Annotated in this window: 10 protein-coding genes; 5 read left to right on the top strand and 5 right to left on the bottom strand. The window is 64.6% G+C overall.

Features of this window, described 5'->3' with window-relative positions; all coding sequences use genetic code 11:
* Window positions 1-123: 123 nt before the first annotated feature.
* Window positions 124-1,698 (top strand): ABC-F family ATP-binding cassette domain-containing protein, encoded by a 1,575-nt coding sequence (locus JQ597_RS22185; protein WP_212266437.1) that lies wholly within the window; start codon window positions 124-126, stop codon window positions 1,696-1,698.
* Here the strand turns inward: JQ597_RS22185 and JQ597_RS22180 are convergent.
* A complete protein-coding gene (locus JQ597_RS22180) occupies window positions 1,695-5,420 on the bottom strand; it encodes an AsmA family protein (protein WP_212266435.1) in 3,726 nt (1,241 codons plus the stop codon). The two genes, JQ597_RS22185 and JQ597_RS22180, sit on opposite strands and share 4 nt — an antisense overlap.
* A 171-nt stretch (window positions 5,421-5,591) precedes the next feature.
* The gene (locus JQ597_RS22175) at window positions 5,592-6,824 is read right to left on the bottom strand and encodes a cytochrome P450 (protein WP_212266433.1); all 1,233 of its coding nucleotides are present in this window, start codon (window positions 6,822-6,824) and stop codon (window positions 5,592-5,594) included.
* Between the two features lie 141 nt (window positions 6,825-6,965).
* Here JQ597_RS22175 and JQ597_RS22170 point away from each other — a divergent pair, with 141 nt between their 5' ends.
* Complete coding sequence (locus tag JQ597_RS22170; RefSeq protein WP_212266431.1) at window positions 6,966-7,577, top strand: TetR/AcrR family transcriptional regulator; 612 nt, start codon at window positions 6,966-6,968, stop codon at window positions 7,575-7,577.
* A 5-nt stretch (window positions 7,578-7,582) separates the two neighbouring features.
* Here the strand turns inward: JQ597_RS22170 and JQ597_RS22165 are convergent, their stop codons facing one another.
* From JQ597_RS22165 to JQ597_RS22155, 3 genes are all read right to left on the bottom strand, one after another.
* Complete coding sequence (locus JQ597_RS22165; RefSeq protein WP_212266429.1) at window positions 7,583-8,875, bottom strand: MFS transporter; 1,293 nt, start codon at window positions 8,873-8,875, stop codon at window positions 7,583-7,585.
* Between the two features lie 73 nt (window positions 8,876-8,948).
* Window positions 8,949-9,926 (bottom strand): NAD(P)-dependent oxidoreductase, encoded by a 978-nt coding sequence (locus JQ597_RS22160; RefSeq protein WP_212266427.1) that lies wholly within the window; start codon window positions 9,924-9,926, stop codon window positions 8,949-8,951.
* A 21-nt stretch (window positions 9,927-9,947) separates the two neighbouring features.
* On the bottom strand, window positions 9,948-12,053 hold the full coding sequence (locus JQ597_RS22155) for an adenylate/guanylate cyclase domain-containing protein (RefSeq protein WP_349628867.1): 2,106 nt from the start codon (window positions 12,051-12,053) through the stop codon (window positions 9,948-9,950).
* 146 nt (window positions 12,054-12,199) lie between these two features.
* On the opposite strand from JQ597_RS22155, the gene JQ597_RS22150 reads away from it, so the two are divergent.
* The 3 genes from JQ597_RS22150 (at window position 12,200) to JQ597_RS22140 (ending at window position 15,511) form a co-directional block, all read left to right on the top strand.
* Entirely contained in the window at window positions 12,200-12,931 is a 732-nt protein-coding gene (locus tag JQ597_RS22150; protein WP_212266425.1) for a cytochrome c biogenesis CcdA family protein, read from the top strand.
* Window positions 12,932-13,077: 146 nt separating this feature from the next.
* Window positions 13,078-13,542 carry a DoxX family protein gene (locus JQ597_RS22145; RefSeq protein ID WP_212266423.1) on the top strand — a complete coding sequence of 155 codons (465 nt, stop codon included), beginning with the start codon at window positions 13,078-13,080 and terminating at the stop codon, window positions 13,540-13,542.
* Window positions 13,543-13,717: 175 nt separating this feature from the next.
* Window positions 13,718-15,511, top strand: a complete 1,794-nt coding sequence (locus tag JQ597_RS22140) for a thioredoxin domain-containing protein (protein WP_212266421.1) — start codon at window positions 13,718-13,720, stop codon at window positions 15,509-15,511.
* Window positions 15,512-15,572: the final 61 nt, after the last annotated feature.

Here is a 15,572-nt window from a genome sequence, read left to right as displayed (position 1 = left end):
CCGTTGCCTTGGGGCCGGCAAGTTTCTAGGAAATGCCGATCCAGCCACACGGACACATGGAGAGAGCAATGGACATCGCAATGCACACCGCGCCGCGATCCCTGTCCATTTCGGAAGCTCTTCATGCCCGCCTTTCTCATTCTGGATTCGATTTCCCTCAATACACCTGACGGCCGGCCACTGTTCGACGGACTGACGCTTGCGCTTGGGCGCGAGCGAACGGGGCTCGTCGGACGCAACGGCTCCGGCAAATCCACCCTGCTGCGCCTGATCGCGGGCGAGAGCGAACCTGCCGGCGGATCCGTGCAACGCATCGGCTCGATCGGCATGCTCGCGCAGCTGGCGGATGACCGCCAGACGGTCGCGCAAGCGCTCGGTGTTGCCGGCGACCTCGCCCGCCTGCGCCGTCTCGAACGCGGTGAGGGCTCGCTCGACGATGCCGCGGATGCCGACTGGACGCTGGAAGCGAGATTGCAGACCGCGCTGGTCGAAACCGGCCTGCCCGCGATGCCGCTCGATCGCGGGGTCACCTCGCTGAGCGGCGGCGAACGAACGCGCGTCGCGCTGGCGCGCCTCGTGATCGAGGCGCCGGACCTGCTGTTGCTCGATGAGCCCACCAACAATCTCGACGCCGATGGACGGCAAGCGGTGGCGCAACTGCTCGAACGCTGGCAGGGCGGCGCGCTCGTCGCCAGCCACGACCGCGCGCTGCTGGAGCGCGTCGACCGCATCGTCGAACTGACGCCGGTCGGCATTACCGTGTTTGGCGGCGCGTGGTCCACCTTCGCCGAGGCGCGCGATGCCGCCCGGGCACGCGCGGGAGCCGAGCTCGAGCGCGCGTCGGACGCGCTGCGCGACACCGAACGCTCTATACAGAAGGCGCGCGAGAAGAAGGCACGCCGCGACAGCGTCGGTCGCGACTACGCACGCTCGGGCAGCCAGGCAAGGATAATGTTGGGTGCCCAAAAGCAGATCGCGGAAGCGAGCAGCGCCCGCGAGGGTCGTCTTGCCGATCGCCTGCTCGGCGACCGCACCGACGCGCTCGAAGAGGCGCGCGCCAAAGTGGAAGTCCTGACGCCGCTCGCGATCGACTTACCCGAGACCAACCTGCCCCGCGGGCATGAACTCATCGCCTTCAAGGACGTGATGATGTCTTTTGAAAGTCGCGCTTTGTTCGGCCCGCTGTCATTCGAGGTGCGCGGGCCCGAGCGGATCGCGATCCACGGCGCCAACGGCTCCGGCAAGACCACGCTGTTCCGACTGATCACGGGCGAACTGAGCGCCGTGAGCGGCGACATAACCCGCCTGATCGATCGCATCGCCGTGCTCGACCAGCATGTCGGGCTGCTTGATCCGGCTACATCGATCCTCGACAATCTGCGCCGCCTCAATCCGGAGCTGACCGGCAACGAGGCGCACGCCGCCCTCGCCCGCTTTGCCTTCCGCAACCGTGCGGCGCTGCAAATCGCCGGCACGCTGTCCGGCGGCGAGCGGCTGCGCGCGGGAATGGCCTGCGTGTTCGCAAGACCTCAACCGCCCTTCATGCTGCTACTGGATGAGCCGACCAACCATCTCGATCTCTCCTCGATCGAGGAACTGGAAACTGCGCTGCGTGGCTTTGACGGCGCGTTGATCGTGATCAGCCATGACCAGGCATTTCTGCAGGCGATCGGAATCCAGCGCGAGATCGTGCTCTAATTATTCTGCAGCGCCGGCCGCGGCGGTGGATTGGCGACCTGCGGCGTCAGCGACAGCGGCGGCTTCGGCCTCGGCTTGGCTACCGGCGCAGCACCGGGCGCCGGCCTGACTTCGATCGGCGGAGGCAGCGGCGCAACCTGCGGCTGGCTCGCCAGCGGCGCGGGCGGATTTGGCGCGGGCGCAGGCGCGGTGGCAACCGGCGCCGGCGGGCGCGGCGGTGTGGCGGCCTTTGGCTTCGCTGCCGGCGGCCGGCGCGGATCGCGGCCGGGCACCGGCACTGGCGACAGCGCCTCGCTCGGCGACGCCGCTTCCGGCGCTAATGGCACCACCGCATCCGGCGGCAACGATATCGGCGCCGGCATCGGCGGCGGCGGTTCGCCACGCTCGATCGCATCCAGCCTTCGTGTTTCGTGATCGATCGTCCGTACCGCCAGCCAGGAAGACAACGCCGTCACATCGACGCTGCGATTGAGCGCATCGGGCGTGCCCACGGCAAACAATTGAATTTCGGGGCGGCCGGTCGCGGGCCCCACCATCGTCAGCGCCAGCGCGGCGCGGATGTCGGCCTGATCGGCCGGAATGTCATAGCCGCCGGAGACGGTGGCCCGCACGCCATTGGCGTCGAGCGTGGTGGCGCCGACGCGCAGCCGGCCATCCCTGATGTTGAACGGGATTTGCGCCGAGCCGACCGACAATGCGCCGGCCAGCAGCGCCGGTTCGACGATTTGCTTCAGCCTCGCATCGTCCTTGGCCTGCCCGCCATCGCTGGCGCGAACCGCTACCTCAAAGGCGCGCGGATCGAGCCCGGCAATCCTCGCGGATTCCAGTGTCACGGTTCCGCTGCCGGACAGTGCGCCCGTGAGCGCCGCCGCGCTGCGGCCCTGGCTTGCCAACGCCATCTGCAGCGACGCGCGGCCGCCGGGCATCGCGAGATTGCGATAGCGCAGCGCCGTGCCATCGACGCTACTGAGCTGCACGCTCGCGTTCAGCGCAATGCCATTTGGGCCCTGCCTGGCGTCGATCGTGGCCGTGGCCTCGCCGCCGCCGATCTTACCCTTGATGGAATCGAAGGTCAGCGACTGGCCGTCGCTCTTCACAATCCCGCTCACCGGCTGCAATTCGCTGCCGCCCGGCAGCAAGCCACGCAATGCCTGGAACGCGACCTTTCCGCGCCAGCCCCTGACCAGCCCCGCGGTGAGCGGCTCCGCCGCATCGTGTCCGGCAGCCCCCATCGCCAACGCAAAGGCCGGCGCCAGCGCGATTTGGTCGAGGCCGATTTCACCCTCGATATTTTTTTCATCGCCCAAGGTAACCGCGACGTGTCCGCGCAGCCGTGAACCGGCAATGCTGCTGTCGAGATCGTCGAACGTGAGCTTGTTGCCTGCGAGCGACACGCGCGAGGACAGGCCGATATTCTGTGCCAGCGTGTCCGTCGGCTTGAGGTCGAGCAACGGCCCGAAATCGGCGCTGCGAACTTTCAGGGAGAAACTGCCCTTGGCCTCCCATGGCTCCGCCGTACCGTCGGCATCGGCGTCCAGACCCTTTCCGGAGATCTTCGCCTTGAGCCGCAGCGATCCACCCCATGCCCCCGTCGCCGAGCCTTCGAATTGCGCCGGGCCGTCGCCGGCGGTCATCGCGCGATCCAGCCCCAGCAGCGCCAGCAAGGCACGGCCCTGCCCCGACGACATCTTCGAATCAATCCCGATTTCGCTGCGCTGCAGCGCCTGCAGATCGATGCCCTGGATCGCCGTCAGTGCCGGCTTTGCGGTGATCGTGGTGATACCCTTGAGCTGCGGCGCCTCGATGTCGACCACCGCGCGCGCGTTGGCAAGATCGGCCTGCCCGGCGCTCTTGTTGAGTTCGAGCGCGAGTTTGACGCGCGCAGGCCCCGGGCTCGCCCCCATCGCATTAAGCCGCGCGGCCAGAGACGGCGCAAACGGCGCCACCAGCGCGGTGATCTGGCCAAACGACGACGCCGTCGAATGAAACTCCAGCTTCCCTATCGAAGCGAAGCGATCGAAACGGCCGATGCCTTCCAACGCGACCTTGTCAGGCTGACCAATATTCAACTGGTCGAGCGAAAACGCCTTCGGTCCATAACCAAGCCTGGCCACCAGCGGCCGCAACTCCTGGCCGGCGGAAATGGCTCGGCCGATATCCAGTGACAGCCGCCCTTCGTCCGGCCATTCGGCCTGCGGGCCGGCCAGCGAACGCGCCAGCGCCGTGGCCGCATCGAGGTCGAGGCGCTCGGCCTTCAACTCCGCCGTGATCTTCGAGCCGCTGCCCGCTTGCCGGTGTGACACCGCGATACGGCCTTCAACGGCGCCGCCATCGATCTCGGCCTTCATCGCATCGATGGCAAATCCATCAGGCGCAATGGTGACGTCGCCGCGCAGCCGCAACGGCTTCTGGCTGCGATAGCCGATGTCGCCGCGGCCCTGCAGCCAGGTCATCAACGCGTCGGGATCTGACGAGTCGACGTTGAGCGCGGCCTTGAACTGATCCGGCGACGCGCCTTTTGCGATCGCCTCGCTCAGCGAGACCCGCGTCGTGCCCGGCGCGCGAAACTCCAGCTTGCGTACGCTCCAGGATTTCGCATCGCCATGGAGTTCGGCAGCGATGTCCTGCAACGGACGGCCGCCCAGCATCACCTGCTCGGAGGCAAATCCGATCTGCGCCGCGATCGGGACTTGCGGAAGGCCCGACATCAGCGCGCGCACCGCCGGCAGCACACGGACCGGTTCGGTGGCGACAACGTCCTTGCTGTCCTTGGCGAAGAATCGGTCGGCATCAAGCTGGCGCGCGGCGAGCGAAGCCCGCAGCAGCGGCGAGGTGCCGAAGCGCACGTCGCCATTGCCCGCCAGTTTCAGCGCGCGTTCGTCCACGCCATACGTCACTTCGAGCGCATCAAGCCGTGCGGTTGAGTAATCGGCCTTGACGCGGGAACTGACACGCCAGGATGGCGGCGACGTATCGAAGTCGCCGGCCTTTGGGCGGGGCGGACTCGCCAATACCATCGTGCCGTCGAAACGCGGCGCCCTCGTCTCGAAAGACAATATGCCGTCGAGATCGGCCGAGAGCGTGTTCGGGCCGGGATCGATGTTCAGATGGACACGGGTGCCGTTGCCGTCGGCGGTCTGGCCGGAAGAAACCCGAAACGGATAGCGCGTGCCCGACAGCACGAAATTGCCGTCGCCACGGATCGAGCCCGCCAGCGAACGCACATCGCCGGAAAAGGCGATGTCGTTCAGTTCGAGGGCGCTGCGGCTGGCAGCGTCGTGCAGCGCGATCCGGCCGGTGAGATTGAGCCGATCGATCGCCAGCGAGCCCGGATTGAGCGTTCCGGTCGAGGCCGGCCAGTCGATCCGGCCCTTTGGATCGAGCCCGAGATCGAGCGACATGCCGTTGATGGAAAGCTCGGTGGCACGCACTTCGCCGCGCATCAGCGAACCCAGGCTGAATTCGACGTCGAGTTTGTCGGCGCGCACCTTGCCAAGGTCGTTGGCGCCGCCGACCGTCACCCCGCGCAACTGCAACGACGGCGCCGGCAACAGCCGCGCGTCGAGCTTGCCGCCGACGCGCACCGGCGCGCCGATAATCCGGCTCGCTTCGGCCTCGAACTGCGGCCGGAATTGATTCCAGTCGATGAAATACGGCCCGACAAGCGCGGCCACCAGCGCAATGATAAAGGCGATTGCCAGGCCGAGCAGCGTCGTCTGCACGGTGTCTCCCCATGAACCGCTCCGGCACAGACCGCGCCACGCGAACTCAGGGCCGGAGCAGCTCAATATATAGAGAGAAGTATGGCGAAGTCACAGCGGCATCAGCGCCATAGTCCCGCCGGTTCCGATTTATTCAGAACCTGAGGGCTCGTCGATGTCGAGGCGATATGGTTACCAGCTTGCCGGCAGATGCTTCAGGCCCCGGAGCACGAAGGTCGGCCGCCATTCCGGGTTCACCGCGTCATCCAGCCGCAGGTCGGGAATCCGGCGCAGCAGGGTGGAAAGCGCGATCTCCGCCTCGATGCGCGCCAGCTGGGCGCCGAGACAGAAGTGGATGCCCCCGCCAAAGGACAGCGGTTTCACATTGGGCCGGGTAATATCGAGACGCTCGGGGTGATCAGGGTAGACCGCCGGATCGTGGTTGGCCGAACCCAGCAGGCACAGCACGGTCTCGCCTTTTGGAATCCGCTTGCCGCCGAGGTCGTCGATGTCTTCCAGCGCCACCCGGCCGGTCAGCTGCACGGAGGAATCGTAGCGCAGGAACTCTTCGACAGCATTGGTCATGAGCTCGGGCCTGGCCTTGAGCAGCGCAAATTGGTCCGGATTGCGATGCAGCGCCAGCAGGCCATTGCCGATCAGGTTGACGGTCGTCTCATGGCCGGCGCCGAACAGCAGGATGATGTTGGCCGTCAGTTCCTCGTTGGAGAGCTTGTGACCGTCTTCCTCCGCCTGCACCAGCTGCGTGGTGAGATCGTCGCCGGGGTTTTTTCGCCGCAACTCGAACAGTTGCTGGAAATACATCTCGGAAATCATTGTGCCTTCGTTGGCCTGCTTGATCTCCTCCGGCGACAACGGCACCGGATCGAGAATGCGGCCACCCCCGCGCGCCCTGGTGTAGAACGCCTCGCGATGCTCTTCGGGGATGCCGAGCATGTCGCAGATGACGGTCACCGGCAGGCGGAAGGCGAAATCCTCGATCAGGTCCATCTTCCCCTGCGGGATGATCCGGTCGAGCGTCTCGTCGACGATTTGCTGGATGCGCGGGCGCATGTCCTCGACCCGGCGCGCGGTGAATGCCTTCACCACCAGTCCGCGCAGACGAGTATGGTCGGGTGGATCCTGCTGCAGCATCATGAGGCCCAGGCTGCGAAAGGCCGGTTCCTCCATGATGTTGGGCCCATAGCGCCGGATCGTGCGCTCGACATGCTGCTTGCCAAAGCGCTTGTCGCGGATCACCAGACTGCACTCGGCGTGCCGGCTGGCGACATAGAGGCCGAGCGGCGTCAGGTGCACGGGATCGGTGTTGCGCATTCGCTCGTAATGCGGATAGGGATTGCGGATGAACTCGGGCGACAATGGATTGAAAAGCGGTTCGCTCGTCGCAGCCTGAACGTGCTCGTTCATGATGACCTCGATTGGTTTCCACACCGCAGTTTTTATTGGCTTTGTCAGCGTATCGCATTTTCAGTTGCCGGACTTCGTGATCCGGCCAACGCAACTCGATACACTGTTGTATTGAGTTGCATTCTGACCTAAAATGGGCCGATGTCAAGGTTGCGAACCAGACCTACCCGGGACGATACCCGCGAGAAGCTGTTCGAGGCGGCTGCGTGCGTGTTCGAGGAACAGGGCATCGGCGGCGCCAGCATCGAAACCATTGCCGCCGCGGCCGGCTTCTCGCGCGGCGCATTCTATTCGAATTTCACGAGCAAGGATGAGTTGATCATCGCCATGCTCGAGAATCACGTCGAGCTATCGATTCTGCGCCTTCACGATCTGCTCGCGAAGCACAAGAGCTTGCCGGATTTCATCGATGCGCTGAAGACCATGGACCGCAGCCAGCAGGATCCGCTCGGCCGCTCGCCTTTGCTGCACATAGAGATGATCCTGTTTGTGGCGCGCGCCGAAAAGCGCCGGCCCGAACTTGCCAAGCGGCTGCGCGCCCGGCGCAAACTGATTGCCGACATCATCGAGACCACGGCCAAGAACAGCGGCAAGGATCCGGTGCTCGATCCGGCCTGGTGGGGAGCTATCGTTCTTGCGATGGAGGACGGCTTCCGCCTGCACCGCCTGATCGATCCCGAGACCACGCCGGCCGACAGTTTTCTGCGCGCGATCGGCGATCTGCGACGCGCGATCGGCGCGGCGTCGGCATAACTATTCTAACCGCCGCCTTGCATCTTATGCAGCTGCCCCGCGACCGCCCTCACCTTGCGCGGCGAGGCCCGCCAGATCGCGAACGCCGACAAGGCGCTGACGGCGATGCCGATCGCAAAGGCCAGCGTGTAGCTGCCGTAACGGTCGAACAGAAACCCCGTCGCCCACGGGCCGGCTGCGCCGCCGGCCAGCGCCGCCAGCATGATGGTGCCGAAAATGCTGCCGTAGTGCTTGCCCTGGAAGATTTCGAGCACCACCGCGCCCAGCACCGAGGTCAGGCCGTAGCCGAGCACGCCCTGGGTCACGATCATCAGATAGACCAACGGCAAGACAGGCGCGAATTTCAGCGCGATCAGCGCCGCAAAGCAGATCGCAAAGCCCAGGCAGCTGATCGCCCAGATCCATTCGCGCCCGATCCGGTCGGAGAGATGCCCGAGCCAGATCTGGCCGGGAATGCCGAGCAGGCTGACCACGCCGAGCGCCCAGACCGCGACATTGGCGGAGAAGCCGATATCGAGCAGGAATTTGGTCTGGTGCACCTGCACCGCGTACCAGATGTACAGTCCGCAGAAATAACTGAGGCATATCCACCAGAACCGCGCGGTGCGCAGCGCGCGACCTAGCGTCCAGTCGGTAGCGGCCCAGACGGGATCGACGATGTTCGATATTGGCTTTGCTGAAGTCGCCGTCGGTGCGGCGTCGCCATCCGGCAGCAGCCCGATATCCTCGGGCCGCATCCGCAGCAACAGATTGATCGGCGCCAGCACCACGAGCACCACGATGCCCATTGCGGTGCAGGCGGTGCGCCAGCCGGTCTGGTCGATCATCAACTGCACCCAGGGCAGCAAGGTCACCGAACCGATGCCGACGCCGGCAAACGCCAGTCCCATCGCCAGGCCGCGGCGGCGGATGAACCAGTTCGGCACGAACAGCGATTGGCCGGAATAGCCCAGGCACACACTGCCCGCGCCGACCAGCACGCCGATGGTGAGATAAAGGTGCCATGGCTGCGTCGTCAGCGGCGCCAGCAGCAGGCCTGAGCCCATCAGCGCGACGCCGAGTTCCATCACCGCGCGCGGGCCGTAACGGTCCATCAAGCGGCCGATCAGCGGGCTGACGCCGCCGGATACGATAAAGCCGAACGAGAACGCGCCCGCGGTGACACCGCGCTCCCAGCCGAATTCGGAGACGATCGGCGGAAAGAACAACGAGAACGCGGTCCGCGCATTGACGCCGATCGCCATGGTGACGAACGTCACCGCGACGATCAACCAGCCGTAAAAGAAGGGAAGACGCATCAGCCTGCGTATCGTTTCATTCGTAACTGTTCAAGCGTCGAGGCGTCTGGTCAGCCATGAATGGTGCAGAGCATCAAGGACGTCGCGTCCAGCTGATGGCATTGACGGCGCCGACGGGAATCTCACCGGCGATGATCTTCTCGACCTGCCGCACCGTCTCCAGCGACTGGCTTTCGATCGCGGGCGACGTCAACCCGCCGATATGCGGCGTTGCGATCACATCAGGCAGTTGCGCCAGTTCCGGTGTCGGCATCTGGTCCAACGCACGCCCGACATCCATCGCGGCTCCCGCGATGCGATTGTCGCGTAACGCCGCGCTCAGCGCCGCCTCGTCGACGAGATTGCCGCGCGACAGATTGATGAAGAACGCATGCTTCTGCATCCGCGCCAGCGCCGCCTGCCCGATCAGATTTTCCGTCGCCTCATTGGCGACCGCGAGGCAGACGACAAAGTCGGAACGCGTGAGCAGATCGTCGAGCGGCACATGCTGGATGTCCGGCTCGCTTATGCTCGCGAAGGGATCGGCGACCAGAATCTCCATGCCCAGCACCCTGGCGATCCCGGCAAGGTAGCGGCCGATGCTGCCGTAGCCGATAATGCCGATGCGGCTGCCGGCCAATTGCCGGCCCATGATCACTTTGGGCTTCCGCCCGGCGTGATAGTCGGCGCTGGCACGCGAGACGCCGCGCGACAGGTCGACCATGAAACCCACGGCGAGTTCGGCCACCGACTGGACGAAGCCGGGTCCGGCCTGGGTGACCAGCACGCCCGCGCGCGAAGCCTGCTCGACGTCGATGTTGCGAATGTCGACCGCGCAGCGAACGAAGGCGCGCAGTTTTGGCAGCCGCGCAAAAATCTCGCCGGGTCCAGCGGTGAGCCGGTCGGCGACGATGGTTTCGACATCACGTGCGGCGTTGATCAGGCCGAACGCATCCAGCGCGTCGTCGCGCTCATGCAACTCCACCTGCGCGATCGCCTGCAATCCGCTCAGGCTGCGCTCGCCGTAATATTGCGCCCTCGCTTGCGGCGTATGGGTGAGCAGGACTTTCAAATCAACATCTCCGCCTATTTCCTACTTGGATTTGGCGACGGTCGTGCCGTCCCATTCCTGGTCGCTCGGATTCTCGAGCTGCTCCCTGCAGCGCGCGATCATGACCGATGCCGCCGCATCATCCTTGATCTTCATCACCTGTTCGAACGCCCTGATCGCGGCCGTGAATTCGCGCGCCCGCCAGCATGCGAGTCCGGCTTCATAGGCCTTCACCCAGTCGATCGCACCGCCGCCCTCGTCCGCCATGGCAAGCAATTCGTAGATTTGCAAGCCTCCGGCGCGGCCGTAGACCGCCAGGCGATCGAGTTCGCGCACCACGATGCGGTCGCCGGCGAGACGCCGCGTTTCGGGGCCGATGATGATGGTGGAGCCGTAGACCTTGTTGGTGCCTTCCAGCCGGCTCGCGATGTTCACGGCGTCGCCGATCACCGTGTAGTTCAGCCGCACCTCAGACCCGATATTGCCGACCAGCATGTCGCCGGAATTGATGCCGATGCGGATCTTGACCGGCTGGCCATGGTCGTCGACCAGACCGACCTCTGCCATAGCACGCTGGCAGGCCAGAGCGGCGCGGCAGCAATCGACGGCGTGTTCGGGGTTCGGTGTCGGCGCCCCCCAGAACGCCATCACGGCATCGCCGATGAATTTGTCGATGGTGCCGCCCTGCGCCTGGATCTGCGCCGAGACGGAATCGAAATAACGCGACAGCAGCGGGATGATGCGGTCGCCGAGCCGCTCCGAGATGCCGGTGAAGCCGGCGAGATCGATGAACATCACGCTCATCGGCCGCACCGCACCGCCGAGGCGCGCGCCATTGCCGTCGCTGATCAGCCGCTTCACCAGATCAGCGGGGATGTATTTGCGGAACGCGGCCAGCCCCTGCGCCATGTCGCCGATGGCGCCTGACAGGTTCTCGATCTCGGTCAGCCGCGACGGATGCCGCTCGACCTTGTCCAGATCGAAGCGCTCGACATGCCTGATCTCGCCCACCACCTTGATCAGGGGCGCGGCGATCAGGCGCTGGGCAAGCCATGCCGACAGCAGCCCGGCAATCACGATCAGGACCGCAAGCCCGATCAGCAGGTTCCGGATCGTCATTTGTACGGGGCCCAGAAATTCCGACTCCGGCACCACTGTGACCAGCGACCAGCCCGGAAACGAGATCGGCGTCAGCACCGCCTGATAGACCTTGCCGTCCCGCGTCACCTGGCGCTTCAGCGGCTCGCCTTCGCCGGGATTGTAGGCGGTGCCGGCATTCTTCATCGCATCCACCGCGACCGCAAACAGCGGATGATCGGTTTTCAGCGGCGTCACTTCGCTGGCATCCGGATCGGGCGCCGCGACCACGCCGCCCTCGCGATCGAGGATGAATGCGCCGGCCGATTTTCCGACCGTCAGCTGCGACAGGAAGTTCGAGACCCGCGTCAGTTCGATGATGATGGCGATGACGCCGGCGGGTTTCTGATCGATCTGGATCGGCGCCGCGAAGGCGGCCGCCAGACGTTCACCGTTGGGATGCTTCGTCAGCGTCGACCAGTTTTCGTCGTTGGAGCCGGCCACCTCGCGGAACCATTCCTGATCGGTGACGGAGTAATTGGTGTCCTCGACGCGGCTGGACTTGAGCAGCGTGTCGCCACCTCCGAACTCATAACGGTTGATCTTCGCCTTTCGGTCACCCGCGATCTCGATCATTTCGATGACGCCATTGCCAAGCTTGTGCCCGGCAAAGAACGTCCCGTCCGGCCATCCGAACGCCACCCAGGAAATGGTCGGTTGCGACCGCAACTGCGATCGGATGACCACCTCGCGCATCTCGGCGTCGCGCGCCTCGAACACTTTTCCGAGCAACAAGGTGCGCACCGCCGACATGGACGATCGCGCTTCCGAGGTGATCGATTGCAGTTCGTCGCCGACTGCGGAGACGATCTGGTCGTTGATGGTGTCGGCAAGGGTCTGGCTGACCTGCTGGGCGGTCCGCCACCACAGCAAATGCACGCCGACGGCGCTGACGACGATCGACGTCAGCACGAGGGCCGAGATGGCGTTGCGAATGCCGATGCGCATTGCGGGGTCCTGGTTCGCGGGGTCGGTTACCGCAATACGGAACGATACTAGCGTCTGTTTCACCGGCGAGGCTATCCCGGCGTGTTCATATGCCTTGGACACGGCTCTGTGACCAGAGTTGAGCCGGAAGCCGACGAAACTTACCGATTGCCTGTTCCGTACAAGCCAAGACGGCGCTATGCCTTGCGGCGGTTCTCGAAGGTCATGCAATGCACGATGTTTCCATCCCGGCGGCCCTGATTGCCGGACTTGTCAGCTTCCTGTCGCCCTGCGTGCTGCCGCTGGTGCCTCCGTATCTGATCTACCTGACCGGCGCGACCATCGAGCAGGTCAACAATGACGGGGCGACGAAGGCCTCGAAACGCGCGGTGATGGCCGCGGCGCTGATGTTCGTGCTCGGCTTTAGCACCGTGTTCGTGGCGCTCGGTGCCAGCGCTTCCATCATCGGCGGCCTGATCCGCGCCTGGTCGGCAGAACTCTCGATTCTCGCCGGCATCGTCATCATCATCATGGGCCTGCATTTCCTGGGGCTGACCCGCATCGGGCTGTTGATGCGCGAGGGACGGCTGACCGCGCCGAAGCCAGTCGGGCTGTGGGGCGCTTATGTCATGGGACTTGCGTTTGCGTTCGGCTGGACCCCTTGCATCGGGCCGATACTCGCAGCGATCCTGTCGATCGCCGCCGCCGAAGCCACGGTGACCAAGGGCGCGGGCCTGCTCGCGGTCTATTCCCTCGGGCTTGGAATTCCGTTCCTGCTGGCCGCCTTCATGATCGAACAATTCTCCGAGCTATTCGCGCGGATGAAGCGGCATCTCACCAGCGTCGAGCGCGCCATGGGTGTATTGATGGTCATTACCGGCATCGGTTTCTTGACCGGCGCCGTCACCAGCATCAGCATCTGGCTGCTGGAAACGCTCCCCGCACTGCAAAATTTCGGCTAACGCCCGTAACAAGCGGGCTATCCGTTGCGAAACTCCTGCCATGACCAGATTGCCGCCCTGCGCGGCCGCAGCGTTTTTCGCGCGCACTTGATTTGAGAGGCCGCCGGTGCGGCCTCGCGTCACGATAATAATTGGAGGGGGCCCGCATGAATTTCATCGTCAATCTTCTGATCCTGTTGCCGGCGCAGATCGCCTCATATTTCTCCTGGGCCGGCCCGCTGATCATGCGGCTGGTCGTCGGTTACACCTTCACGCTGGCCGGCTGGGGCAAGCTCACCAATTTGCCGCAGGTCACCGAGAATTTTATCGGCTGGGGTATTCCGTTTCCGAAAATCCTCACCCCTTTCGTATCAGGCGTCGAGTGCTTTGGCGGCGCAATGCTGATCCTCGGCCTGTTCACCCGGATCCCGGCCGCGATGCTGGCGGTGACCATGCTCGTCGCGATCAAGTCGGCCAAATGGGGCGACGTCGATTCGCTGCAAACGCTGCTCGGCTTCGAGGAAATGACCTACTTCGCCGCCTTCACGTGGCTCGCGATCGCAGGCCCTGGTGCCGCCTCCCTCGACCGGCTGCTGGTCAATGCGGCCGGGCACGCCGACGCATCGACCTGAGAGCCTGACTCAAACAAGCCCATGATGTAGCGCGTTATGTCCACCCTCGTCATGCCCATGACGAAAAGCCCGCTTCCCCCGCAGCCTCACAATGCCGTGACATCGCGGATAAGTCTGAGCCCGGATTTTGGCGCGCGCGTAGCTGTCGAGACACCAGCGCTTCCGGAAAGCCGCCATGAAACTCGTCCGCCTCGCCGCCTTCGCCGTTGCCGCGCTCGCGGCAGGTTCGGCCCACGCCTCCGATGGCGTCAAATGGAGCGAATGGAGCGACGATCTGTTCACCCGCGCCGCCGCCGAAAAGCGCTTCGTGATCCTCGATCTCGAGGCGGTGTGGTGCCACTGGTGCCACGTCATGGAAAAGACCACCTATGCCGATCCGCAGGTCAAGGATCTGCTGGCTTCGAAATATCTGCCGGTTCGTGTCGACCAGGACGCCAATCCGGACCTGTCGAGCCGCTATGGCGATTGGGGCTGGCCGGCGACGATCGTGTTCGGACCCGATGGAACCGAGATCGCTAAGCTCCGGGGCTATATCGAGCCGGAACGGATGCAGGCGCTGCTCAAGGCCATCATCGACGATCCCTCACCCGGGCCTTCGGTCGGCGAGGCCTTTGAAGTCAAACCTTCAGCCTCGGCCTTCCTCAGCAAGCAGCAGCGCGCGGACCTGACGAAAAATTTCGACGAGTCCTACGACGAAAAGCTCGGCGGCTGGGGCGAGAACCAGAAATTCATCGACACCGACAGCCTGGATCTTGCGATCACCCGCGCCGAGGCCGGCGATGCCATTGCGATCAAACGCGCGCGGCAGACGCTGGACGCCGCAATCGCACTGATCGATCCGGTGTGGGGCGGCGTGTATCAATATTCCGAAGCCGGCTCCTGGAGCAAACAGCATTTCGAAAAGATCATGTCGTTCCAGGCGCAGTATCTGCGGCAGTACAGCCAGGCCTATGCGCTGTGGAAGGACCCGCAATATCTCAAGGCGGCCCGCGATATCGAGCGCTATCTCGCCGCCTTTCTCTCAGGTCCCGAGGGAGCCTTCTATGTCAGCCAGGATGCCGATCTCGATCACGACACCGACGGGCACAAATATTATGCGCTTGATGATGCCGGGCGCCGCAAGCTCGGGCTGCCGCGCATCGACAAGAATCTGTATGCGCGCGAGAACGGCTGGGCGATCTCGGCTCTCGCCGCCTATTACAACGTCACCAACGACGCAAAAGCGCTGACGATTGCCGAACGCGCGGCGAAATGGGTCAACGCCAACCGCGCACTGCCGGGCGGTGGATTCCGCCATGGCGAAAAAGATCGCGGCGGACCCTTCCTCGGCGACACGCTGGCGATGGGCCAGGCCTTCCTCGATCTCTACGCCGCCACCGGCAACCGCGACTGGCTCACCTCCGCAGCCAAGGCCGGCGATTTCGTCGCTGCTTTTCGCGACGAGGCCGGTGGCTTCGTAACGTCGAGGACGGCGGAAGGTAAAACCGGCGTGCTGGCAAAGCCGGCAAAACTGCTGGATGACCAGGTGCAGGTCGCGCGCCTCATGAACCTGCTCAACCGCTACTACGGCGACGAAACCTATCGCGAGCACGCCTCACATGCGATGCGCTATGCGAGCAGCGCCTCGGCCCAGATGATGCGACCGCTGCCCGGCGTGCTGCTCGCCGACGAAGAACTCGCGATCGAGCCGACCCATATGACGATCGTCGGCCACAAGGATGCGCCCCGCGCGCAATCCCTGCATACCCTCGCACGGGCGCTGCCGGCCCGCTACAAGCGCCTGGAGTGGCTCGACCTGCGCGAGGGCAAGCTGCCCAATCCCGACGTCGAATATCCCGATCTCGGCGAGCCCGCGGCGTTCGCCTGCAGCAACCGCATCTGCTCGTTCCCCTCGTTCAATGCCGAGGAACTGCAGGCCACGGTGAAGCAGATGGCAAAGCTCAAACCTTCGCGCGCCGCGATGAACTAGGGCGCGATGAAGGTAAGTTAAATCGGCCGAGCGGCGACCTCGCTGCACCTCTCCCGCTTGC

This window comes from Bradyrhizobium sp. AUGA SZCCT0177, from assembly GCF_018130125.1.
GTDB lineage: Bacteria > Pseudomonadota > Alphaproteobacteria > Rhizobiales > Xanthobacteraceae > Bradyrhizobium.
Note: the sequence above shows the minus strand (reverse complement) of the source record. Positions and strands in the feature narration are given on the sequence as shown.